At 67.7% G+C, this 22,102-nt stretch carries 20 protein-coding genes; 10 read left to right on the top strand and 10 right to left on the bottom strand.

Annotation, left to right across the window (positions count from 1 at the left end):
• Window positions 1–57: 57 nt before the first annotated feature.
• Together VFV19_16325 and VFV19_16320 are read left to right on the top strand one after the other, a co-directional pair.
• Window positions 58–1,272, top strand: coding sequence for an RNA polymerase sigma factor (locus tag VFV19_16325; GenBank protein HEX4825869.1), 1,215 nt, complete (start codon window positions 58–60; stop codon window positions 1,270–1,272).
• A gap of 15 nt (window positions 1,273–1,287) precedes the next feature.
• A complete protein-coding gene (locus VFV19_16320) occupies window positions 1,288–1,884 on the top strand; it encodes a glutathione S-transferase family protein (GenBank protein ID HEX4825868.1) in 597 nt (198 codons plus the stop codon).
• On the opposite strand, the gene VFV19_16315 is transcribed toward VFV19_16320, so the two are convergent.
• A complete protein-coding gene (locus VFV19_16315) occupies window positions 1,868–2,365 on the bottom strand; it encodes a GNAT family N-acetyltransferase (GenBank protein HEX4825867.1) in 498 nt (165 codons plus the stop codon). The genes VFV19_16320 and VFV19_16315 overlap by 17 nt on opposite strands.
• 36 nt (window positions 2,366–2,401) lie before the next feature.
• Between VFV19_16315 and VFV19_16310 the strand changes: the two genes are divergently transcribed.
• Together VFV19_16310 and VFV19_16305 are read left to right on the top strand one after the other, a co-directional pair.
• A complete protein-coding gene (locus tag VFV19_16310) occupies window positions 2,402–3,568 on the top strand; it encodes a M28 family peptidase (GenBank protein ID HEX4825866.1) in 1,167 nt (388 codons plus the stop codon).
• Window positions 3,556–5,208 (top strand): tetratricopeptide repeat protein, encoded by a 1,653-nt coding sequence (locus VFV19_16305; protein HEX4825865.1) that lies wholly within the window; start codon window positions 3,556–3,558, stop codon window positions 5,206–5,208. Before VFV19_16310 ends, VFV19_16305 begins: the two co-directional genes overlap by 13 nt.
• A 763-nt stretch (window positions 5,209–5,971) precedes the next feature.
• Here the strand turns inward: VFV19_16305 and VFV19_16300 are convergent.
• Genes VFV19_16300 through VFV19_16290 form a run of 3 tightly spaced genes read right to left on the bottom strand, consistent with a single transcriptional unit; the run spans window position 5,972 to window position 9,434 of the window.
• Complete coding sequence (locus VFV19_16300) at window positions 5,972–7,084, bottom strand: ankyrin repeat domain-containing protein (GenBank protein HEX4825864.1); 1,113 nt, start codon at window positions 7,082–7,084, stop codon at window positions 5,972–5,974.
• Window positions 7,081–8,028, bottom strand: coding sequence for a DUF1028 domain-containing protein (locus tag VFV19_16295; GenBank protein ID HEX4825863.1), 948 nt, complete (start codon window positions 8,026–8,028; stop codon window positions 7,081–7,083). The genes VFV19_16300 and VFV19_16295 overlap by 4 nt, the downstream gene beginning before the upstream one ends.
• On the bottom strand, window positions 8,025–9,434 hold the full coding sequence (locus tag VFV19_16290; protein ID HEX4825862.1) for an amino acid permease: 1,410 nt from the start codon (window positions 9,432–9,434) through the stop codon (window positions 8,025–8,027). The genes VFV19_16295 and VFV19_16290 overlap by 4 nt, the downstream gene beginning before the upstream one ends.
• Window positions 9,435–9,489: 55 nt before the next feature.
• Between VFV19_16290 and VFV19_16285 the strand changes: the two genes are divergently transcribed.
• Together VFV19_16285 and VFV19_16280 are read left to right on the top strand one after the other, a co-directional pair.
• Complete coding sequence (locus tag VFV19_16285) at window positions 9,490–10,782, top strand: protein kinase (protein ID HEX4825861.1); 1,293 nt, start codon at window positions 9,490–9,492, stop codon at window positions 10,780–10,782.
• A 10-nt stretch (window positions 10,783–10,792) separates the two neighbouring features.
• Window positions 10,793–11,275, top strand: coding sequence for a hypothetical protein (locus tag VFV19_16280; GenBank protein HEX4825860.1), 483 nt, complete (start codon window positions 10,793–10,795; stop codon window positions 11,273–11,275).
• Window positions 11,276–11,332: 57 nt separating this feature from the next.
• On the opposite strand, the gene VFV19_16275 is transcribed toward VFV19_16280, so the two are convergent.
• Genes VFV19_16275 through VFV19_16260 form a run of 4 tightly spaced genes read right to left on the bottom strand, consistent with a single transcriptional unit; the run spans window position 11,333 to window position 14,288 of the window.
• The gene (locus tag VFV19_16275; protein HEX4825859.1) at window positions 11,333–11,845 is read right to left on the bottom strand and encodes a hypothetical protein; all 513 of its coding nucleotides are present in this window, start codon (window positions 11,843–11,845) and stop codon (window positions 11,333–11,335) included.
• Window positions 11,823–12,188, bottom strand: a complete 366-nt coding sequence (locus VFV19_16270; protein HEX4825858.1) for a helix-turn-helix transcriptional regulator — start codon at window positions 12,186–12,188, stop codon at window positions 11,823–11,825. Before VFV19_16270 ends, VFV19_16275 begins: the two co-directional genes overlap by 23 nt.
• A gap of 31 nt (window positions 12,189–12,219) precedes the next feature.
• Entirely contained in the window at window positions 12,220–13,320 is a 1,101-nt protein-coding gene (locus tag VFV19_16265) for a DJ-1/PfpI family protein (GenBank protein HEX4825857.1), read from the bottom strand.
• An 11-nt stretch (window positions 13,321–13,331) separates the two neighbouring features.
• On the bottom strand, window positions 13,332–14,288 hold the full coding sequence (locus VFV19_16260; GenBank protein ID HEX4825856.1) for a DJ-1/PfpI family protein: 957 nt from the start codon (window positions 14,286–14,288) through the stop codon (window positions 13,332–13,334).
• A gap of 141 nt (window positions 14,289–14,429) precedes the next feature.
• Between VFV19_16260 and VFV19_16255 the strand changes: the two genes are divergently transcribed.
• Both VFV19_16255 and VFV19_16250 read left to right on the top strand, forming a co-directional pair.
• Entirely contained in the window at window positions 14,430–14,834 is a 405-nt protein-coding gene (locus tag VFV19_16255) for an antitoxin Xre/MbcA/ParS toxin-binding domain-containing protein (GenBank protein HEX4825855.1), read from the top strand.
• 64 nt (window positions 14,835–14,898) lie between these two features.
• Complete coding sequence (locus VFV19_16250) at window positions 14,899–15,378, top strand: RES family NAD+ phosphorylase (protein HEX4825854.1); 480 nt, start codon at window positions 14,899–14,901, stop codon at window positions 15,376–15,378.
• Window positions 15,379–15,385: 7 nt separating this feature from the next.
• On the opposite strand, the gene VFV19_16245 is transcribed toward VFV19_16250, so the two are convergent.
• Window positions 15,386–18,046 (bottom strand): protein kinase, encoded by a 2,661-nt coding sequence (locus VFV19_16245; GenBank protein HEX4825853.1) that lies wholly within the window; start codon window positions 18,044–18,046, stop codon window positions 15,386–15,388.
• Window positions 18,047–18,302: 256 nt separating this feature from the next.
• On the opposite strand from VFV19_16245, the gene VFV19_16240 reads away from it, so the two are divergent.
• Window positions 18,303–18,770: a hypothetical protein gene (locus tag VFV19_16240; protein HEX4825852.1), complete on the top strand. Its 468-nt coding sequence runs from the start codon at window positions 18,303–18,305 to the stop codon at window positions 18,768–18,770.
• Window positions 18,771–18,904: 134 nt separating this feature from the next.
• The gene (locus tag VFV19_16235; GenBank protein ID HEX4825851.1) at window positions 18,905–19,402 is read left to right on the top strand and encodes a cupin domain-containing protein; all 498 of its coding nucleotides are present in this window, start codon (window positions 18,905–18,907) and stop codon (window positions 19,400–19,402) included.
• Here the strand turns inward: VFV19_16235 and VFV19_16230 are convergent, their stop codons facing one another.
• A complete protein-coding gene (locus VFV19_16230) occupies window positions 19,403–22,057 on the bottom strand; it encodes a protein kinase (GenBank protein HEX4825850.1) in 2,655 nt (884 codons plus the stop codon).
• Window positions 22,058–22,102 lie beyond the last annotated feature (45 nt).

Below are 22,102 nucleotides of genomic sequence, written 5' to 3'. Positions count from 1 at the left end.
TTTTTCTTTCAGAGCTTCTGTGTGCCGAAGCGCTGAGGTAAAAAGCAGAATGTCCCCATGGACCTGACCGCGCTGTTCCGCGACGAACGACCCAAGGCGCTCGCCACGCTGATCCGCCTCGTCGGCGACTTCGACCTCGCCGAAGACACCCTCCAAGAAGCGTTCGCACTAGCCGTCGAGCGCTGGCCCGCGGAGGGCGTCCCGCGCGAGCCGATGGCGTGGCTCGTCTCGACGGCGCGCCACAAGGCGATCGACCGCCTGCGGCGCGCGGCGTCGCTACGAGAGAAACGGCATCTTCTCGTTCAAGACGAAGCAGCACCACCGGTCCTCGACGAGGAGCCGCTCACGGACGACCTCCTCCGCCTCATCTTCACGTGCTGCCACCCGGCGCTTGCCGAGGAAGCGCAGATCGCGCTGACGTTGAAGACGCTCTGCGGCCTCACCGTCGAAGAGATCGCGCGCGCGTTCCTCGTACCGGCGGCGACGATGGCGCAACGCCTCGTGCGAGCGAAGGCGAAGATTCGAGAAGCTCGGATTCCCTACGTCGTCCCTGCTGACGACGGTTTGGGCGAACGCGTCAGCGGCGTGCTGCGCGTCCTTTACCTTGTTTTCACCGAAGGATACGCGCCGACCGCGGGCGATGCGGCGCTCCGCCGCGACCTCTCGATCGAGGCGATTCGTCTCGCGCGCCTCGTTCGCGACCTGCTGCCCCGGCAGCCCGAGGCAGGGGCGCTCGTTGCGCTCCTTCTTCTTCAGAACTCACGCCGTGACGCCCGCTTCGACGCCGCCGGCGACCTCGTCACGCTCGAGGAGCAGGACCGCGGGAAATGGGACCGCGACGAGATCATCGAAGGCGTTGCGCTCGCCGAGCGCGCTCTCCGCGAAGGCGGCGCCGGCTTCTACGCGCTCCAGGCGGCGATCGCGGCACTCCATGCCCAGTCGCCGCGGGCGGATGCCACCGACTGGCGACAGATCGCGATCCTTTACTCGTTGCTCCTTCGTGCGCACCCGTCGCCGGTGATTCGCCTCAATCACGCCGCCGCCGTCGCGATGGCCGACGGACCCGAGCGCGGCCTCGCGCTCATCGACGGGATCGAGCGCGACGGCGCACTCGACGGATTCCATCTGCTCCACGCGGCGAAGGCGGATCTGTTGAGGAGGTTGGGACGAAACCTCGAGGCGGCCCATGCGTATCGCAAGGCTCTCGATCTCGTCGCCAACGTGAGCGAGAAACGGTACTTGCAGCGCCGGCTGCACGAAGTCGGCGCATGAGTGACGGAGAACTCGATGCTCCTCTACGACAGCGCCATCTCCGGCAACTGCTACAAGGTCCGCCTCCTTCTCGCGCACCTCGGGCTGCATTACGAGCGACGCGAGCTCTCGGTGCACGACCGGTCCAACCGGCCCGAGGTGCTCGGCGGCAAGAACCCGTCGCTGCGCGTGCCGACGATCGTGCTCGACGATGGTCGTCCCCTCGGCGAATCGAACGCGATCCTCTGGTACTTTGCCGAAGGGACGAGGTACGTGCCCACCGACCGGTACGAGCGGGCTCAGGTCCTCCAGTGGCAATTCTTCGAGCAATACGATCACGAGCCGCACATCGCGGTGGCGAGGAACTGGCTGCACTACCGCGGCAAGGAAGTCGATCCGGTTGCGCTCGGCGAGAAGCACAAGGGCGGTTACAAGGCGCTGGATGCGATGGAGCGCCATCTCGCCGGGCGATCGTTCCTCGTGGGGGACGGCTATACGCTCGCGGACATCTCTCTCTACGCGTACACGCACGTCGCCGGCGAAGGCGACTTCAACCTCGATCGGTACCCGGCCATTCGTCAGTGGCTCGCGCGCGTCAAGGCGCAGCCGGGACACGTCACGATCGACGCGTAGGGGACTCGGACTCGCGCGTCATCTCGACCATCGTCGGGCGAAAGCCGAGGGCACCGAAGAGCTTGCGCGCCCCCTCGTTTTGCCACGCCGTCATCAGGACGACGCGAGGCGCTCCCATCGCCGCCATCCGCTCGAGCGCTTCCCGGCACAGCGCCGAGGCGATCCCCTTCCCGCGCGCGCCCTCCGCGACGTACACGTCGTGGATCTTCCCGCAGGCGTCGCGCAGGTCGCTCCAGTCGCGATCTTCCAGCGTTGCGATGAGATAGCCGACGACGCTGCCATCCTGGATCGCGACGAGGACCACGGCGTCCTTGCGGCCGAGGAGGGAGGCCATGAAGCGCTCGTAGCCGGGCGCGATCGGCTCGAAGATCATGAAACGCAGCGCATCAAAACCGTGGTGGAGGCGCACCAGCTCGGCCGCGAGCAGCGAGGCCTGAGGCAAATCGTCGCGGCGCGCCGGCCGGATCTCGAACTCGGTCATGGCAATCGTCCTCCTGCGGCGTTAGGGTAGCCGCGCGTGAGCGCTTCGGGTCTCGACGGCGGGCAAATTCTCAGGGACGCGCGTGCCATCGCCTTCCCACGTTACCCGGGGACCGACGGCTGCCGCCGCGCCCAGGCGATCGTTTCCGGGTGGTTCCGGAGCGCCGGCCTCGCGGTGAGCGAGGAGCCGTTCCGCTACGACATCCGCCCCGCGCTCCGTGCGATACGAATCGTCGCGGCGACCGGCGGATCGCTCCTCGCGGCCGCCGGCCTTCTCGCACCGCGCTCTCCCGGCTGCGCGCTCGGCCTCGCTGCGGCCGCGCTCGCGGTCGCCGGGACGGTCGTCGTCTGGTCGCCGTGGGCGGAGCGGCTCTACCGGGGCGAAGGGCCGACCGAGACCGTCAACGTGATGGGGCGAAGGAAGCCCGAAGCACCGCGGCTCACGCTGATCGCAATGGCGCACTACGACAGCAAGTCGCAAAACCTCTCGTTTCCGTGGCGGAACGGTCCGGTCCTGCTCGCCCTCGTCGCGACGACGGCGATGCTCGTCCTCCTCGTCGCCGACCTCGCGCTCGCTCGCACGATCGGCGGCCGCTTCGCAGTGCCCGCGCTCGGCCTCGTCGCCACGGCGTGCCTCTTCGTCCTCTCCACGCTGACGAGCGGCAACGAGTCGCCCGGAGGCGTCGACAACGCGGGGTCGGTCGCGATCGTGACCGCGCTCGCCCGCACGCTTCCGAGGCTCGTCCCCGACGACGTCGATCTCATTTTTCTGACACCGAGCGCCGAGGAAGACCACATGATCGGCGCGATGCGCTGGCTCGACCGGCACCTGCCCACGCTCGCGGACCGCCCCGTCTACGCTCTGAACTTCGACGGCGCGGGCGCCCCCGGCCGCCTCGTGCTCCTGACGAGCTACGGGATCTTCCACCGGTTCGCGCCGGAGATCGCGCGGACGACGCTCGACGCGGCCGGGCGTCTCGGCCTGAACCCCCGGCAGATTTGGCTGCCGCCGGCGGTCGGCATCGACGCGATCCCGTTCCACCATCGCGGCGTCGCGTGCCTCACCTTCTCGAGCGGCGCTCTCGGCGCGGCGACGATGTCGGTGCACTCGCGGCACGACGTCGCCGACCATCTCGATCCCCACACGCTCGCCGCCTGCGCTCGCCTCGCCAGCGAGGCCGCGGTCGCCCTGTGCCGCCGCTGAGAAAGGCCGGCGTCGCGGCGCTGCTCGCGGCGCTGACGATCGCCGCGTTCTTCCCCGTCCTCGAGGCCGGTTTCACGAACTACGACGACGACGTCTACGTCACGGCGAACCCGAACGTCCAGCACGGGCTCGATCTCCGTGCGATCGAATTCGCCTTCACGTCGACCCGGGCCGCGAACTGGCATCCCTTGACGTGGATCTCCCACACGCTCGACTGGACCCTCTTCGGCGACCGGCCCGCCGCGCACCACGCCGTGAGCCTCCTGTTCCACGTCGCGAACGTCGTCATCCTCTTCCTGTTGCTCGACGCGATGACCGGGGCGCTCGGTCCGAGCGCGCTCGCCGCGGCGCTCTTCGCCGTGCATCCCCTCCACGTCGAGTCGGTGGCATGGATCGCCGAACGGAAGGACGTCCTCTCGACCCTCTTCGGTCTCCTCGCGATCGCCGCGTACGTCCGCTATTTCCGGGCGCCGTCGGCGGGCCGGATCGCGATCGTCGCGCTCTTCATGGCGATCGGCCTCCTCGCGAAGCCGATGCTGGTCACGTTGCCGTTCATCCTCCTGCTCCTCGACGAGTGGCCCTTGCGGCGGGACGAGGAATCGATCTGGCAGGTGCGCGTCGTCGAGAAGCTCCCGCTCTTCGTCCTCTCCGCCGCTTCGGCGGCGATCACCTACCAGACCCAGCACGCAGGAGGCGCCGTCGCGTCGTGGGAGCGCATCCCGCTTGACGTCCGCATCGGGAACGCGTTCTGGTCGATCGCGGCCTATCTCGGCAAGGCCGTCTGGCCAAGGAGCCTCGCCGTCTTCTACCCGCACCCGGGAGCGTCCGTGTTTCCATGGCGCGCCCTCATCGGCCTGGCGGTCGTTCTCGCGATCACGGCGCTCGTCTCGTGGCAACGCGGGCGCCGTCCTCATCTCCTCGTCGGTTGGCTCTGGTTCCTGGTGACGCTCGTCCCGGTGCTCGGCTTCGTGCAAGTCGGCAAGCAGGGGATGGCCGATCGCTACATGTACCTCCCGTCGATCGGCCTCTTCATCGCCGTCGCCTGGATGGGGAGGCGCGTGCTCGTGGCAGGAATTCCAATCGTTCTCGCGCTCGCCGTCGCCACCTTCGCGCAGGCGAAGATCTGGCACGACTCCGTCTCGCTCTTCACGCACGCCATCGAAGTCGCCGGACCGAGCGCGACGATGTGCGTCGATCTCGGCGCGGCTTACGAAGCTCGTGGCGAGATCGCGGCGGCTCGCGAGCAGTACGAGAAGGCGATCGCGCTCGACCCCGGCAACCGCGCCGCGGAGAATCGAGTCGCCGGCCTGCTCGCGCACGAAGGAAAGCTCGACGAATCGGTGCTGCACTACCTCCACGTCCTCGAACGCCAGCCCGGCGACCCCGAGACGTTGAGCAACCTCGGCATCGTCTGGGCCAAGCAGGGCCGTCTCCTCGACGCGATCGCGAACTTCAAGAAGGCGCTCGCCGCGCACCCGCAGGACCCGGCGACGATCCACACGAACCTCGGGAATGCGCTCCTGCTTTCGGGGCGCCCCGCGGAAGCCGCGATGGAATATCGGGAGTCGTTACGGCTCGTGCCCGGCGACCGCGAGACCGAGGCGAATCTAAAGGTAGCGTTGGAGCGAACTCGCCAGTAAGACGAGGAGTCACCGCCGCACAGCCCTTGCGACGGACTCTCGTCAGGAATTGGTAGGGTAAGACCCCATGACGAGCATCCGGCCGTTCGCATATCTTCTGCGACAAGACACGAGACTGCTTCCGTGAACCTTGTGCGGGCGCGGCCGACGGTCTCAGTTCCGACGATCACCCCAAGGACCGAAGGAAGCGCAACATGATGCGGAAAGTGGCTCTCTGTTTCATCTTCGCCGCGGCCCCGTTTCTCGCGCGGAGTGCGCGTGCTGCACAAGAGACGTTCCAGTTTGACAGCAGTTCGTACACCCTGAAGACAGGCACAAGCGGGGGCGGCTGTGTCGTAACGAACCACGGATCTGGGGGGATCGACGTGGATTGTCACGATAATAGTGGCAATCAGGCTGTTGGCAACACCATCAAGGGTTGCGTGAGCATCGCCAACATCGGGTCGTGCGGAACGGGTGGAGCGACCCCGGACGCAACGACTGCGACGAAGTGCGGGAACACGAACTACATGTCGGGCACTGGTAGCAGCAGCGGCAACTGCACACAGGCTTATGACGCCAATGGGAATTCCACCGGTTCCCATTGCGAGGACTCGACTGGCAACGCAGCAACGGTTGACTGCACAAGGAACGGCGGACAGGGCGCCTGCGATTCGACCTCAGGCTCCGGTTCGTGCACGATTCTCCCGTAACTCTCAGTTGGCGAGCTCGAGCTCGCAGGAATCACTAGACCCACCAGCAAGCGAACCAGCACGGCGTGTCTCTAGCATCTCCACCACGCCTCCAAGAACGCGTCGACCTTCTCGCTTCCGAGTTTGTCCGCCGGCTCGTTCCACCGATTGATCGACGAAGCGCGGTCGGCGCCCGCGTCGAGAAGTGCGCGGACAATCGCGAGGTAGTCCTCGTCGGCAGCGCGACAGTTCTTGGACCCATGCGCCGCCCAACCGAGCGGTGAGCTTCCGAAGCGGCGATCGCGCACGTTGATCGGTGCGCCCAGCTCGATCAAGAGTCGTGTCATCGCGACGTTGCCGTGCCACGCGGCGTGGTGAAGCGCGGTGCCGGCCCAGGTGCTCTCCCACGCGAGGTCGAAGCCGACGGCCTTCATCGTGCGGATCGCCGCGGCATTGCCGCTGCTGGCAGTCTGAGACACGGTGTGGCGATCGGCGTGGGTGAACGACGCGATGATGCCGGTATGCTTTGCGAGGACCGCCCGCGCCGCGGTTTCGTCGCCTCGCGAGCAGGCGCCGATCAGCTCGTCGACAGGGTGAAGCTCGCTTGCGGGTAGCAGCGCGGCAACTTCTCGATGCCCGCCGCGTACGGCAAGCGCGTACGCGGTACGGCCGTCGGCTCGCTTCTGCGCGGGGTCGGCGCCGTGCTCGAGGAGCATCGAGACGACCTCGGTCCAACCGTTCTGCGCGCACTGCTGGAGGGGGGTCGCGCGGTCCTTGCCGCTCGTCACGTTCGGATCGGCGCCGTGCTCGAGAAGCCAGCGCATGCCGAGCGCCACCGTCGGGGCGTTCGGCACCGTCGGGTGATAGCCGGAGAGAAAGTAGAGAGGCGTGTTCCCGTAGGCGGCGCAAGCGTTCGAGATGTCCGCGCCGCGGGCGACGAGAAGCTCGAGGCAATCGCGCAGGTTCAGCTCGGCGGCATGAAAGACCGACTCGCCGTCGTTCGGGTTTGCGCCGCGATCGAGGAGGAGGCGGACGACGTCGAGATGATTGCCGACCGCGGCGAAGTAGAGCGCGGGAATCGGAACCTGGCGCTCGCCGTCGTCGTACGGGACGGAGGCGTTCGCGTCCATCCCGGCGTCGAGCGCCGTTCGGACGACGTCGAGTCGGCCGTCCTTGCAGGCCTCGATGAACTCTTCGGCGGTCATTTCCCCAGTCCCGTGAGGTCGGGATCGCCCGCGGCCTGCTTCGAGAGCTTCGGGTTCAGCGACACCGCGCGGTCGAGCGCCTTCTTCGATCCTTCCTTGTCGCCCGCGGCGAGACGGATGACGGCGAGATCGTAGAGGACCTCGGGGAGGACGGCCGGCTGCGTCTCCGCCATCTGCGCCGCTTTCTCCTGCCACGGAAGCGCGTCCTTGAACTTCTTCTCGGTGAACGCGGTCCAGCCGCGGTTCCAGTACGCGTTGACGAGGCCGATGCCGAGCAGGCGCCCGAGCTCGCCGATCGGGTCCTGGGCGTCGTCGACCCGCAGGTCGATCGCGCGATCGGTGAAGCCGCCGTACCCGCCCTTCGCGCGCACGACGACGAGCGCGGCCGACTGGTGGCCGCGGCTGTCGCCGCCGGCCTTGTCGCCGGCGACGATCGCGGCGTAGAGGCGCTCGCCGAGGGTCTTCCCCTTCGTATCGAGGAACGCCTTCTCCATCGCCGCGGGAACGTCGGCCCCGGTGAGGATGTTCCCCTGAACGGCGTAGCTCGGGCCGCTCCGGCCTCCCGCCCAGGCGTTGCACTTCGTTCCGGTGTAGGTGGCCGCATCGCCCGCAGCGGTGACGACGCCGAGCTGGCGCTGCTCGCGGCCGTCGTCGTCGCGTGTGAGGACGCGGACGACCTCGTCGGCCTTCAGGCCGCGCGCCAGGAGCTCGAGGCCGCGCGGCCCGAACGTCGTGTTCGCGAACGCTTGTGTCGCGACGGCGCCGACGCCCGCCTCGGCGAACGGCACCACCGTGCCGACGGCGAAGAAGCGGCTCGCGACCGCGACGCCGACCTCGCCGGCCTCGGGATCGGCGGCGACGATCGAGAAGGTGGCAGGTTGGGGTGGCGCCGCCGCGGACACGGTCGCGGCGAGAAGGGACAAGAGCACCGCGGATCGCCTCATGACGTCGTTCCTTTCCTGGCAAGGAGGCTCGACCTCCGGCCGTAGAGCGCGTAGATCACGAGGCCGACGGCGAGCCACACGACGAGCCGCACCCACGTCTGCCACGGGAGGCTCACCATGAGGTAGCCGCACAGCACGATGCCGAGCGCGGGGACGAACGGGAAGAGCGGCACCTTGAACGGACGGTGCAGGTCCTTCCGCGTCACGCGTAGAACGATGACGCCCGCCGAGACGATGATGAACGCGAGCAGCGTCCCGATCGAGGCCAGCTCCGCAGCGACGTCGAGACGCATGAGCCCCGCCGCGACGCACACGATCGTGCCGGTGAGGATGGTCGTACGGTGCGGCGTGCGAAAGCGTGGGTGGACGACGGCGAGCGCCGGGGGAAGCAGGCCGTCGCGCGACATCGCGAAGAGGATGCGCGGCTGGCCGAGCAGGAGGACGAGCAGCACGCTCGTGATCCCGGCAATCGCGCCGACGCTGATGATCGCCGAGGCCCACGGCATGTGCAGGCGGTTGAGGACGAGCGCGACCGGATCGGCGACGCCCAGCTCCGAGCTGGGAACGACCCCGGTCATCACCGCCGAGACCGCCATGTACGCCACCGTCGCGATGATGAGCGATCCGACGATCCCGATCGGCATGTCGCGCTGCGGGTTGACCGCTTCCTCGGCGGTCGTCGACACGGCGTCGAAGCCGACGTACGCGAGGAAGACGATCGCGGCGGAGGTCATCACGCCGCCGAAGCCGAACGGGAGGAACGGTTTCCAGTTCGAAGGCTCGACGTGCGGCGACGCGAGCACGAGGAAGAGGACGATCACCGCGAGCTTCAGGACGACGATCGCGAGGTTGAACCCCGCGCTCTCGCGGATGCCACGCACGAGGAGGAGCGTGAGCGCGAGCACGATCGCCACCGCGGGGACGTTCACGATCCCCGGCGGGTCGGCGAACGGCCCCGCGACGATCGCCGTCGGCAGATGCACGCCGACCTGCGCGAGCATGTTGACGAAGTACGCCGACCATCCGATCGAGACGAGGATCGCGGCGACCATGTACTCGAGGATCAGGTCCCACCCGATGATCCAGGCGAAGATTTCCCCCAGGGTCGCATAGCCGTACGTGTACGCCGATCCCGCGACGGGGATCATCGCGGCCAGCTCGGCATACGACAGGGCGGAGCAGGCACATGCGGCGGCGGCGACGGCGAAGGCGAGGATGATCCCCGGCCCCGCGTGCTTGGCGGCTTCGACTCCGGGGAGGACGAAGATTCCGACGCCGATGATGCAGCCGATGCCGATCGCGATGAGATCCCACGCGCGGAGGGTCCGCTTGAGCGCGGATCGTTCGTCCGCGGCCTCGGCGAGCAGGCGGGTGAGAGGCTTCGTCCGGAGCAAGCTCTCGATCATGGTGCCTTCCGGTTCCCCCTTGTGACCGCGCGGGGGCTTGGCGCATCATCGCACGATGATCGAGCGGCCGGCCGACCCGGCATCACGCAGCGTTCTCCAGGATAGCGAGCCGTTTCGGCCGCTCCGACGCAGGCTCGTCGACCAGTTCTTCCTGGCGGCGCGAGAGCGCATCTACGCGCCCGGAGAGGTCGTCATCCGGCAGGGGCAGGATGCGGAGGCGCTGCACGTCGTCGCGGAGGGAACCGCGGACGTGATCCTCCACGACCACGGCTTCGCGCGAAAGATCGGGAGCGTGATCCCGGGCTCGGTCATCGGCGAGATGTCGCTCATCACCGAGGAGCCGGCGACCGCGGACGTCGTCGTGGCGGAAGTCCCGCTCCGGACCCTCGTCATCACCGCGTCCGACTTCGAGGCGCTCGCCGGCCGCAACCCCGAGCTGACGATCGTCCTCACGAACCTCGTCGCCGAGCGTCTCGGCCGCGCGCTCCACGACGGGCTCGGCGGCAAGGAGCTGAACGGGTTCCGCATCCTGAGCTGTGTCGCTCGCGGAGGCATGGCGGTCGTTTACGAGGCGCTCGAGCTCGCGAGCGGCCGGCGCGTCGCGCTCAAGATGATGAGCCACCGCCTCGTCTTCCAGCCCGGCGCGATCTCGCGCTTCGAGCGCGAGGCGCGGATCGTCGAGCCTCTCGAGCACCCGAACATCGCGCGCCTCATCGGTCACTTCCCCGCGTTTCGCACCGAGTTCATCGTCATGGAGTTCTGCGAGGGCGCGAACCTCGGCGACCTCCTGACTCGCTTCGGCGCCTTCCCCGAGCTCGAAGCGCGGCGGATCCTCGGCCAGCTCGCGACCGCGCTGGCGTTCGTCCACGATCGCGGCGTCGTGCACCGCGACCTCAAGCCGGGCAACGTCATCCTCACACCGCAGGGACAGGTCAAGCTCACCGACTTCGGACTCGCCAAGGAGCAGCAGACGATCAGCGAGGACGACACCACGACCACGGAGGCGTCGGTCCTCGGGACACCGCTCTACATGGCGCCCGAGCAGATCATCGGGGACGACAGCGGGGTCGTCATGGACGTGTACGCCTTCGCCTGCGTCGCGTACGAGCTGCTCGCGGGTAGGAGGCTCTTCGAGGTCCGCTCGATGGCCCAGCTCCTCAAGGACAAGCAGGCCTTGGTCGTGCCGCCGCCGTACGAGATCGGTCCCGGGATCTCACCCGAGATGCACCGGCTCCTCGTCGCGGGCCTCGAGAAGGATCCGACCAAGCGCCTCGGCAGCCTCAAGGAGGCCGCCCTCTGGGTCGGTGTGCCGGGCGGCGCGTTCCTCGACAAGCTCTTCCGACGTTGAAGGAGTCCCGATGAGAACGCTCGGCGTGGCCGCGGTCGTCGTCTGCCTCGGAATCGGCCCGGTCGCCGCCGGCGACGAAAGGAAGATCGTCGGCACGTACCGTCTCGCCGAGCGTGCCATGACCGAGGGCGGCGCCAAGCTCCATCCTCCCGAGGTCCTCGGCTCGATGACGTTCACGAAGACGACGCGGACGGTCATCCTGAAATGGCCGAACGCGGACGGCTCCCAGGTTTCCGTCGCGGTGATCGCGACGTACACGCTCTCGGGCGGCAAGTACTGCGAGACCGAGCTGTACGGCATGCAGAGCAACCTCGGCGCGCCCGGCGTGGAATACGACACGGCTGCGACCGCCCCGCAGTGCACCGCCGCGATCTCCGACGCCACCGGCTTCTCCTTCGAGATCCCGGGCGAGCACCTGCGGCTCCAGGTCACCCGCGACGGGATCCGTCTGACGACGAAGCGCTACACCGATCGCTGGGAAAAGGTGAAATGAGAGGCCGCCGGCTCACGCTGGTGCCGTAGATCGTCCCCGGCGCCGGCACCTTCGCCTTCATCGCCGACCCTTCGGGCGCGCACTTCGGCGTGTTGCAGCCCGTGGCGGTTTCTTAATACTTTCCGCATGTGCCGCCGCCTCGAGCGCGGGCAGAATGGCAAAGTCCTTCGGGCGCCGCGCCGCTTTCTTGCTGGCGATGATGCGATCCAGCGGAAGCAATCTCAGCGGAATGCCGTCGACGAGCATGCGCCTCGCGCCTGCCGCCTCGTCCTCGAACGGACGGAGGCCGTGCATCGTCAAGACGATGTCGAACGGAGCGACGGCGCGGCCGGAGAGGAGCGGTGGAGTCGATCCCGTCGGCGGGACGTAGATCCCTCCCACCCTTCGAAGCGCTCTCTGGATGCCGGGGTCGGCGAGGTCTCGGAACCAAAGGTCGACGTCTTGCGTCACCGCCTGCGCGCCCTGAAGGGCGGCCGCCGCGAGACCGACGACCAGGAACTCCACCCCCTCATCGAGGAGCGCGCGAAGAAACTCTCCCTCCTCGCCGCTAAACGGTCCGTGCTCGTCCACGCCTGAGCGCCCTTCTCAATCTCTCGCCGGGAGGAAGCTCGAGAAGCACGAGCGATTGCCAGATGTCGTGAAAGTCGAGCTTGGGGTGCCGTCGCACGATCTCCTTCGCACGTCGCAATCGCCGCTCGGCTCGCCGCTCCTCGAAGGGCCGCCCGTCGAGAATCTCCGCCGGGGTGGCGTCGAGCGCCTTCGCGAGCTTCACGACCGACTTCGGCAGCACCGACTCCTTCCGGGCCAGCGAGTAGTAGGCCGTCCGGCTGATGCCGGATCGACGGAGCACCTGCGCCAGCGGCAGCCCCAAAGCCTCGCACCGCCCGCGGATCGCTTCAGGATCGAGCTTCACACCAAGAGTGTACTATTTTCTGGCACACCTGTCACAGGGCATCCACGATCTTCTTGAACCTGGCATCCGAGCGGATGTTCGCGAGGTCCGGATCCTGATCGAGCGCTCCCATCGCCTTGAATCCTGCGGCGACCGCCTTCTCGAGCTGGCCGATGGCCTCGTCGGTGTTCCCTTTCAGCGCGTAGGCGCAGGCGAGGTTGTAGAGCGCGTTCGCGCGCACGTCGGAGAACTCGGAGGCGTGTTGTGAAGCGGCGATCGCATCGTCGAGCTTTCCCGCCGCCTGAAGGGTCGAGCCGAGGCGATACCACGCGAAGCCGTCCTGCGGGTCCGCGGTCGTGAGCGAGCGGTAGGCGTTCTCGGCCTCGGCGTACTGCTTCTCGTTCTCGAAGATCTGCGCCTGTTGCAGCTTGCGGCCGGCCTCGTCGAGGCTCGGGTTCAGGGTGACGTAGTCCTTGGCGAGGTAGGGCTCGGGAGTCCAGTGGTACTCCATGTAGCGCGCCGTCTGGTCGGCGATGTTGCGTCCGAGAAGGCGCGCGACGGTGTGGAGCGCGCCGTCGATCCCGGCGGAAACGCCGGCGGTCGTGACGATGGTGCCGTTGTCGACGAACCGGCGGCCATCGATGACCTCGGCCTTCGGCGTATCCCGGCGCAGATCGTCGATCGCGCCGTAGAACGTCGTCACCTGCTTCCCGTCCAAGAGGCCGAGCTTGGCCACGGTGAAGGCGCCGGTGCAGACAGTCAGCGTGATCTCGGCCTTCGGCTGCGAAGCCTTGAGCCACGCCATGAACTTCGGGTCGTCGAGGAGGTTCCCCGTGTTCCCGCCGGGGATCACGATGATGTCCGGTTTCGGCGCGTCGTCGATCGAGTACTCGGGCTGGATCTTCACGCGATAGCTCTTGAGCATGTCCTTCGTCGCTGCGACGGTGTAGGTGTTGAACGCCGGCTGCTGGCGCGCGCTGCCGAAGCGCGCCGCCGCGCCGAAGACCTCGAGCGGGCCCGCGAAGTCGAGGATCTCGACGCCGTCGTAGAGCACGACCGCGACGTTCCGCGTGTACTTCGGCGGCTCCTTCGCGGCGGCAGGAGCGACGGCGGTGAGGGCGATCGCGAGGGCGGAGGCCTGAACTGCGGTCATCGAGTCTCCTCTCAGCGCGCGTCGAGGCGCGAGGTGTCGTGTCTCCACTGGGACGGATTGCCGCCCATCGTCTGCTTCCAGAGCCGCCGGAACTGCCGCGGGTCCTTGAACCCGCAGCTCTCCGACACGCTCTCGAGCGTGAGGCGCGGATTCCGCAGCAGGTCCTGCGCGAGCTGGACCTTCACGCGGCCGCTGTACGTCTTGATCGTGATCCCGGTCGCCTCGCGAAAGTGACGCGTGAGGTTGCGCGGGCTCATCGCCGCGACGCGCGCCAGCTCGCTCAGGCTCGGGTTTTTGTGCGGGTACGTGACGACGAAATCCTGCACGCGGTGCACGCCATCGTGGAGGTGCGTCCGGTAGTCGAGGTAGGGGCTGACCTGCTCGCGCTCGCCGGAGCGGCGCAGGTAGACGACCATCTCGCGGGCGACCTTGGCGACGACCGCCGGACCGTGGTCGTCCATGACGAGCGAGAGCGCCATGTCGATGCCGGAAGCGACGCCGGCGCTCGTCACGACATTGCCGTCCTTCACGAAGAGGCGGTTCTCGGCGACGTGTGCCTCGGGGAACTCGCGCTGAAGGCGCTCCGTGATCTTCCAGTGCGTCGTGCACTCGCGGCCGTCCAAGAGGCCCGCGGCCGCCAGCGAGAACGCGCCGCTGCAGATCGATGCGATCCGGGCGCCGGCCGCAGCGCCGTCGCGAAGCCACTTGCCCGGGATCGCACGCGCCTTGTGGAGCACCCTCGAGTCGAGGCCCGGAACGAGGACGGTGTCACCGGCCTCGAGCTTCGGGAGGGGAGCCAGCTCGGAGAGAACCAACCCCTGCGCCGACGTGACCTTGGTCGTCGCTGCGCAGTGAACGATCTCGTAGTCTGCGCCGAATCCGTTGGCCTCGTAGAAGACCTGCACGGGTCCGGCCAGGTCCAAGAGATGAACGTCGGGAGCGACGGCGACGAAGATCCGCTGGCTCATGGGTGCCTCCGGTCGTTTCCGGCAATGAATGTACCCGGCGTCATGGCAACGAAACAGGGAATGAGTGGACAAGGAGCGGACGTATCGAGACGGACAATCGTCGACTTGACCGCTGCATCTGCCCAACGTAAATTATTGGGTATGAGCCCGCCTCGAAAAGTGGCGTACAAGGCCAAGCCTCACGCGGGGGCGCTGAAGATCGCCGAGCCCGCGGCCGCAGGTCTCTTGCTGGAGGAGCGTCTCGGCCGCCTCATCGCGACCTTCGGAAACAATCGCCTCGCGGAGCTGCTCGGCGTGAACCCATCCCAGCCGTCGCGGTGGCGCCGCGGTGAAGAGCGCATCAGCGCCGAGCGGCAGCGCGACGTGATCGACCTCGAGTACGTCATGGCACGGCTGCTGCACCTCTTTCCCCGCGAGCAGGCGGAAATCTGGCTGACGTCGCACAACGCCCACTTGCGTGCGCGTCCCATCGACATCTTGCGGCTCTCCGGCGCCGCGGCGGTGGTGCAGGCGATCGACGCCGAGGAGCAGGGTGCCTACGCGTAGTTTCTTTCGCGTCTTTCCCTGGGATTCGAGCGCGGCTGACGGAGATCCGGGACACGCGCTCCATATGTCGACGGTCCAGGGTGCCGGCCGCGTCGACAACCCGGGCCGCTACCGCACGTTGTATTGCTCGGATTCGGCCGCGGGTGCCGTCGCCGAAGCGTTCGGTAACCACGCGATCTGGACGCCGCTTCTCCTGCGGGGCCGCACGCCGGGAAGCGTGCGCGCCCTCGCGGAAATCGAGTCGAAAGGGGATCACATCGTCGACCTCGACGACGCTCACGAGCTGGTGCGGCGCCAGCTGCGCCCCTCCGCGGTCGTGACGAGGGACCGGACGGTCACCCAACGTTGGGCTCTCGCGGTCTTCGAAGAGAAGCGATCGTCCGGTGTCCGATGGTGGAGCTACTACGATTCCCGTTGGGGATCGTTCGGCCTTTGGCGCATCGATCGCCTGCGAGTTCGACGCGTTCGGGCGTTGACGCCGGACGATCCGGCGCTCCTCGAAGCGGCCTCCACCCTCTCGCGTCCGTGGAGGGCTGAAACCTAGGCGCCGCTCACCTGGCAAGTGTCTGAGGCCAGCCGACGATGACCGAGACCGGCAGCCCGCGGCCCTCTCGCGCGGAGTTGATCAGGAATTTCTGCCCGTCCGGGGTAACGGCAAATCGGGTCCCGACGGACGCGGCGGCGCTTCGGTCGACGGCGCGCTTGAACAGGTTCTTGGGGGCGCCCAGCTCGAAGCGCGGCTCGGTCGTCACCGGCACGGCGACGAACTCGTCGACGAGTGTCTTGTAGAAGAGCTCCTTGCCGTCGGAGCGCCAGAGCGGCATCTCGCCGCCGCCGCTCGACACCTGCCACTTGCCGCTCCCGATCGGGAATGACTGCACATATACCTCGCGGGTGCCGCTCTCGTTCGAGGCGTACGCGACGAACCGGCCGTTGGGGGAGAACCGGCCCATGACCTGGACCACGTTGTCGGTGAGGTAGTCGGTCGCTTTGAGCTCGCCCTGCGTGGGAATCATCTTGATCTGCCAGCGCCGCGACGGCGGAAGGAAATCGACCGCCAGCCACTTGCCGTCCGGCGAGTAGTCGAGCGGTCCCGACTGGAAATTCTTGTCGGGCGTCAGGTCTCGCTCCGTCCCGGTTCCGCTCGCGTCTTTCACGTAGATGTTGAACGATCCGGTCTTGTCCGAGGTATACGTGAGCTGGCGCCCGTCGCGTGACCAGACCGGCCAGATCTCGACACCGGGGTCGAAGGTGAACCGGGAAGCGACAGCGCGCTTCAGGTCCATCACCCAGATGTCCTCGCCGTTGCCGCGCGGGTCGGCGAGGCCGTAGGCGACCCGCGTGCCGTCGGGCGACAGCGCCGGCTCGCGATACCCGGCCGGAGGACCCAGCTTGTCCAGCTCCTTGCCGGCACGATCCACCCACATGAGCTCGCTGTCGACGCCGACGGCGCCCGGGAGATAGGTGAGGTCACCGTTCGTGGACACGGAGAAGGTCGCAGCGCCGTTGGCGTCGGTGGCGATGTGCTCGGCGAGGGGAATCGGCTCCCCCGACAAGGCGAGCTTGTCGACGTCGAACCGGTGCGCGACGAGATTGCCGTCCAGGACGTAGACCAGATAGCCGCTCGCGTACTCGACGCGGGAGCTCGTGCGCGCGAGCGATTTCGAGCCGGGCTTCCCGAGCTCGGCGACCTTGATGGTCGTCTTCTCCCCAGGGACGTTCGACTGGGCGACGAAGAGGAAGTGCTTCCCGTCGGGAAGGAAGCACGGCCAGGTCTGACCGGCTTCGCCGTTCGCCGTGTCGGGCTTGTTCTCCTGCGTGACGCCGCCTCCGGCGGCGTCGATGCGTCGCAACGGATCGATCGCGCGTCCGTCGAAGAGAATCGCGCCGCCGGCGCCCCACGTTCCGTCGGAGCCTCCGTCGGCCTCACCGATGAGCTGCACGGGACCGCTGGCCGCCGGCACCTTCTTGAGCTGGTTCCCGAGGAAGAAGGCCAGGAACCGGCTGTCGGGCGACCACCAGAAGCGCCCGGCGCCTTCAGTTCCCGAGAGCTCTTGACTCTCGAATGCGTCGAGGCGCCGGATCCAGATCGAAGCGCGGCCGGACTCGCCGCGTGCCAGGAACGCGAGCATCGTACCGTCGGGCGACACGCGGGACCACGTGATCGCTGCCATCTTGTTTTCAAGCGGGATCTGGAATCGCAGGACCCGCGACTCCGCAGACGGCTTCCTCAGAAAGCCGACTGCGGCGAGGCCGGTGAGCGCGACGACGATGACCGCCGCCGCCCACGCGACCGTCGCGAGAGGGGAGCGCTTCGGTGGCATCACCACGGAGCTCGCGACCGCCACCGGCTCGTCGATCGGCGACTCGAGGGCGATCCGGGCTTCGCCGATGTCGCGCAGGCGCTTCTTCGTGTCGCGCTCGAGACAGCGCTTCAAGAGACGCACGATCGCAGGAGGAGTGGACTTGGGCAGTTGATCCCACTCGATCGGCGCGCGGAGCACGGCGGCGAGCGTGTCCGACACCGTCGCGTCGTCGAAGAGGCGCTTGCCGGTGAGGATTTCCCATAGGACGGCCCCGAACGACCAGATGTCGGCGCGGCGGTCGATGTTCGAGCCGCGCGCCTGCTCGGGCGCCATGTAGGCCGCGGTGCCGAGGATGACGCCGGCGACGGTGCCGAGCGAGGTGATCGTCGGCGAGATCGCGGAGTCGGAGCGTCCGGTCGCGTCGGCCGCGATCGCCTTCGCGAGCCCGAAGTCGAGCACCTTGACCCGGCCGTCGGGCGAAAGCTTGACGTTTGCCGGCTTCAGATCGCGGTGGACGACGCCCCGCTCGTGCGCGTATTCGAGCGCCTCCGCGATCTGTTTCGCGATGGCGACCGCCTCCTCGTTCGGGATTGGGCCCTCTGCGATCCGCTCGGCCAGCGTCGGCCCCTCGACCAGCTCGAGGACGAGCGCCGTCGACCCTTCGGCCTCCTCGACACCGTAGATCGCCGCGATGTTCGGATGGTTGAGCGACGCCAGGACCTGCGCCTCGCGCTCGAAGCGCTGGCGCCTCTCCGCGTCCATCGAGAGTGACGCGGGCAGGACCTTCAGCGCGACCTCGCGCGAGAGGCGTGTGTCGCGCGCGCGCCAGACCTCGCCCATGGCGCCGGCGCCGAGCGCCGCGATGACTTCATAGACTCCGAGACGGGACCCCACGGTGATCGGCATCTGCGGATCATAGGGGAAGAGGGGACAGCTTCCGAAACTCGAAGTGCCGAGTTTCGGAAGCTGTCCCCTCTGTGCCTTCAAAAAAAGAGCCCGGCGCCACCCCCATCGCCGGGCTCGGTCTCTCGGGCACCAGCCACTCTAGGCGCTCCCGCGGAATCGCTCCGGACCGAGTGGACCTTCTTGGTCCGCTGCGGGGCGCGACGCGCGCGTTGGCGATCGCAACAATGACGTTGGGAGCGTCTCCCGGGAGGCTCATATGTCCTACGCAATCGACCACCTTGCCGAAGAGATCGAACGCATGGAGCACGTCAATCCGTGGGCCCGCGTCATCCGCTGGTCTCTCGGCATCGGACTCGTGGCGGTGTGCGGTTGGCTGATGTGGACGTTCTCGGGCACGACGAGCACCGCGTCGAGAGCGTTCTACATCCCCGCGGGCGCCCCCGCGATCGAGACGAGCGAGCCGCTGGGCGGCACGCTCGCAGAAGCACCCGTGCGTTTCACCTGGGACGCCGTGAACGGGCGGATGCAATACATCGTGAGGGTCTACGAGAAGGGAGCGACGACGACGCTGTTCGAGCGCGCGTCGACGACGACGTCGTTCGAGCTGACCCCGGAAGAGCGCGCGAAGATGCCGAAGGGCAAGTCCTACGTGTGGACGGTCGTCGCGCAGGCCAAGAGCGGCTCGACGCTCGCGGCGGGGCAATCGGCGTTCAAGGTCCGTTGAGCGCGGCGCGCCAGTCGCTGACGTAGACAAGCGCGCCAGACCTGTCCCATGCCGCCCTCACCGATCGGCACGGAGAGGCGGTAGTGCAGGAGGAGCTCGCCCGGTACCATGCGCGAATTCTAAAGGGGATCGTCATGGACAAGGCGCGGGTCATGAACTTGAACGAGCTTCCCGAGGGCGAGTCGTACGAGCACGACGGCCGGTTCACCTGTCGCGTCTTCCCCGTCGCCGGACCTCTCGGCGCGCAGAAGCTCGGATACAACGTCACCTCGATCCCGCCCGGAAAGAAAGCGTTCCCTTACCACTTCCACCACACCAACGAAGAGATGTTCCTGATCCTCTCGGGGACTGGAGAGTTTCGCTGGCCCGGCGGTGCTCATCCGCTGAAGCCGATGGACGTCGTGTGCTGCCCGCCCGGTGAAGAGAGCGCGCATCAGTTCGTCAACACAGGATCGGCCGAGCTGCGCTATCTCGCCGTCAGCACCCTACTCGATCCCGAGGTCGTCGAGTACCCCGACTCCGGCAAGTACGTGGCGGTCGCCGGCCGCCCACCCGGCGGCAAGCGTGCCGACGCCGAATTCGGCATCGTGGCGTTCAAGAAGGACGGCGTGGACTACTGGGAAGGCGAGTGATTACTTGACGGCCTTGGTCCAGTTCTCCTCGACGACGATGCCGCCGTGCTCCTCGGGCTTGTCCTCGGGGACGACGATGAGGAACTTGCTGCCGTCGGGGGCGACGTCGAAACCCGGAGCCCAACCGAAGGGAAGGCCGCGGCCGAGCGAGGTGCGCTTGAACAGCAGCCGAGGTGCGCCGAGCTTCGGCTCGGCGCCGAGCGTGATGTCGACCTCCATCATCGCGTCGGCGTTGACGTACCAGAGCTTATCGCCCTTCGCGCTGAACCGCGGCCACTCGCCGCCGTTCGTCGAAACCTGCCACCGACCTTCGCCCGTCGGGAACCGGCGCAGATAGATCTCGTCGGGACCGCTCTCGTCGGAGAGGTAGGCGACGTAGTGCCCGTCCGGCGACACCCGCGCGGCGACTTCGTTCGCCTTCGTCCGCACGAGCGGAACGGCGGGCGTTCCGGCCGTCAGATCGCTGACGAAGAGGTCCCAGTTCGTGGCGCCGCGGTCGTAATCCGTGAACAGAAGGTAGCGTCCGTCCGGCGAGTACGTCGGATACCAGCCGCTGTGAAGCTCCTTTGCTTCCCCCGAGCCGTCGACCGCCCTCGATTTCAGCGACATCGGAGGCGCGTTCCCGTCGGAGTAGAGGATCTGCTTGCCGTTGGGGGCCCAGGCCTGACAGCTGTAGGTGGATAGCTTCGCGTTCATCCGGGTGCGCGTCCCGCGCTCGACGTCCTCGATCCAGACGTCGTTGACTTCGTTCTCCTTCGCCGCGATCGCGACGACGCGGCCGTCACGCGAGAGCTCGGGAAACGGCCACTGCTCCTGCACGGGACCGACCATGTTTCCGACTTTGCCGGTGCGATCGACCCAGGCGAGACGCGACAGGCGTGAGCTGACGCCCTGTACCGTGACGAGCGTTCCGTCGTTCGAGACGCTCGGCACATCGGCGTCCGGCACCACCATGAACGGCTCACCGGTGACCTCGCGCCGCGACAACGAGAACGGCAGCGCCCAGACGCCCGCGTTGGCGGGATGACGGTGATAGAGGATGTAGCCCGCGGGCGAGTAGACCGGGAACCAGATGTCCTGGTCTTCGTCGATCTTCAAGAGCTCCTTGCGCTTGCCGTCGGCGAAGATGCTCAGGACGCACGGCCGCGCGCCGGCCAGGTGGGAGACGAAGAGCACGCTCCCGTCCGGGTTGCAGCTCGCGTCGTGGAGGTCGGCTTCCTTCTCCTTCTGGAGCGGCAGGACCTCGCGAAAGTCACCGCCGGTCGCGGCGACTTCCTGGAGGCCGCTGTCGCCGGTCGTCAGGTAGATCTTGCCGTTGGGCGACCACGACGCGGAGGCGCCGCCGGTGAGCGGAACGCGAATGTCGGCGATGAGCGTGCTCTCGCCCCCGGCCGCCGCCACCTTGTAGATCTTCTGGCCGGCGACGTAGCCGAGCGTGGAGCTGTCCGGAGACCAGAAGACGATGAGGGGCGTCGCCGCGGTCGTGACGGTCGTCGGCTCGAGACGCGCGATCGGTCGCAGCTCGAGCTTCTCCGCCTGCACGTACGCGAGCGTCTTGCCGTCGGGGGAGATCCCGATCAGCCGGCTCTGGTCGACCGAGCGGAAGGGACCCTTCGCGGCGATCTCGAAACGGCGCACGGGAAGATCGGCCGGCCGCGGCGCGAGCATGCGACCGACGCCGAGCCCGACGATCGCGAGGGCCACCCCCACCGCGAGGATCAGCGCAAGCTTGCCGCGAGACCGAGCGGGAGCCGCCGTCGCGACGGCGGCCGCCGGAGCGTCCACGAGCTTGCCGGCCTGGAAATCTTCGAGGATGAGACGCGCCTCGCCGATGTCTCGAAGGCGTCGCCGCGGATCTCGCTCGAGGCAACGCTGCACGAGCGCCTTCAACGGAGAAGGAGTCGATGCCGGCAGCGCGTCGAAGGCGATCGGCGCCATGATCACCGCGGCGAGCACTTCCGAGATTCCCTCGCCGTCGAACGGGCGCTTGCCGGCGAGCATCTCGTAGACGATGCAGCCGAACGCCCAGATGTCGGTGCGGCGGTCGACCGGCTTCCCCTTCGCCTGCTCGGGGCTCATGTAGGAAGCGGTGCCCAGGATCACGCCGGCCACCGTGCCGAGCGACGTGATCGTCGGTGAGAAGCGCGAGTCCACTCCCGACTTGCCGCCCGACGCGTTCGGGTCGAGCGCCTTCGCGAGCCCGAAGTCGAGCACCTTGACCTTGCCGTCCGGGGTGAGCTTGACGTTCGCAGGCTTGAGGTCGCGGTGGACGATCCCCTGATCGTGCGCGACCTCGAGCGCCTCAGCGATCTGCCGTGCGATGTCCGCCGCTTCAGTGGCCGGAATCGCTCCACGCTCGAGCCGCTGCGCGAGATCCTCGCCCGGCACCAGCTCCATCGCGAGGAAGCGGAGGCCGTTCGCCTCGTGGAGTCCGTAGATCCCGGCGATCCCCGGATGGTTGAGCGAGGCCAGCACCTTCGCCTCGCGCTCGAACCGCGCGAGCCGCTCGGGGTCGGCGGCGAGCGAGGCCGGAAGGAATTTGACGGCGACGTCGCGCGCGAGCGTCGTGTCGGTCGCCTTCCATACCTCGCCCATGCCGCCCTCGCCGATCTTCTCGACGAGGCGGTACTGCTGGAGAATCGTTCCCGGCTGCATGGCAGCGATCGTATCAAGGCGCGATGGCCGAGTGCTACGATTCGC

The organism is Candidatus Polarisedimenticolaceae bacterium, assembly GCA_036275915.1.
Classification (GTDB): Bacteria; Acidobacteriota; Polarisedimenticolia; order Polarisedimenticolales; family DASRJG01; genus DASRJG01.
Note: the sequence above shows the minus strand (reverse complement) of the source record. Positions and strands in the feature narration are given on the sequence as shown.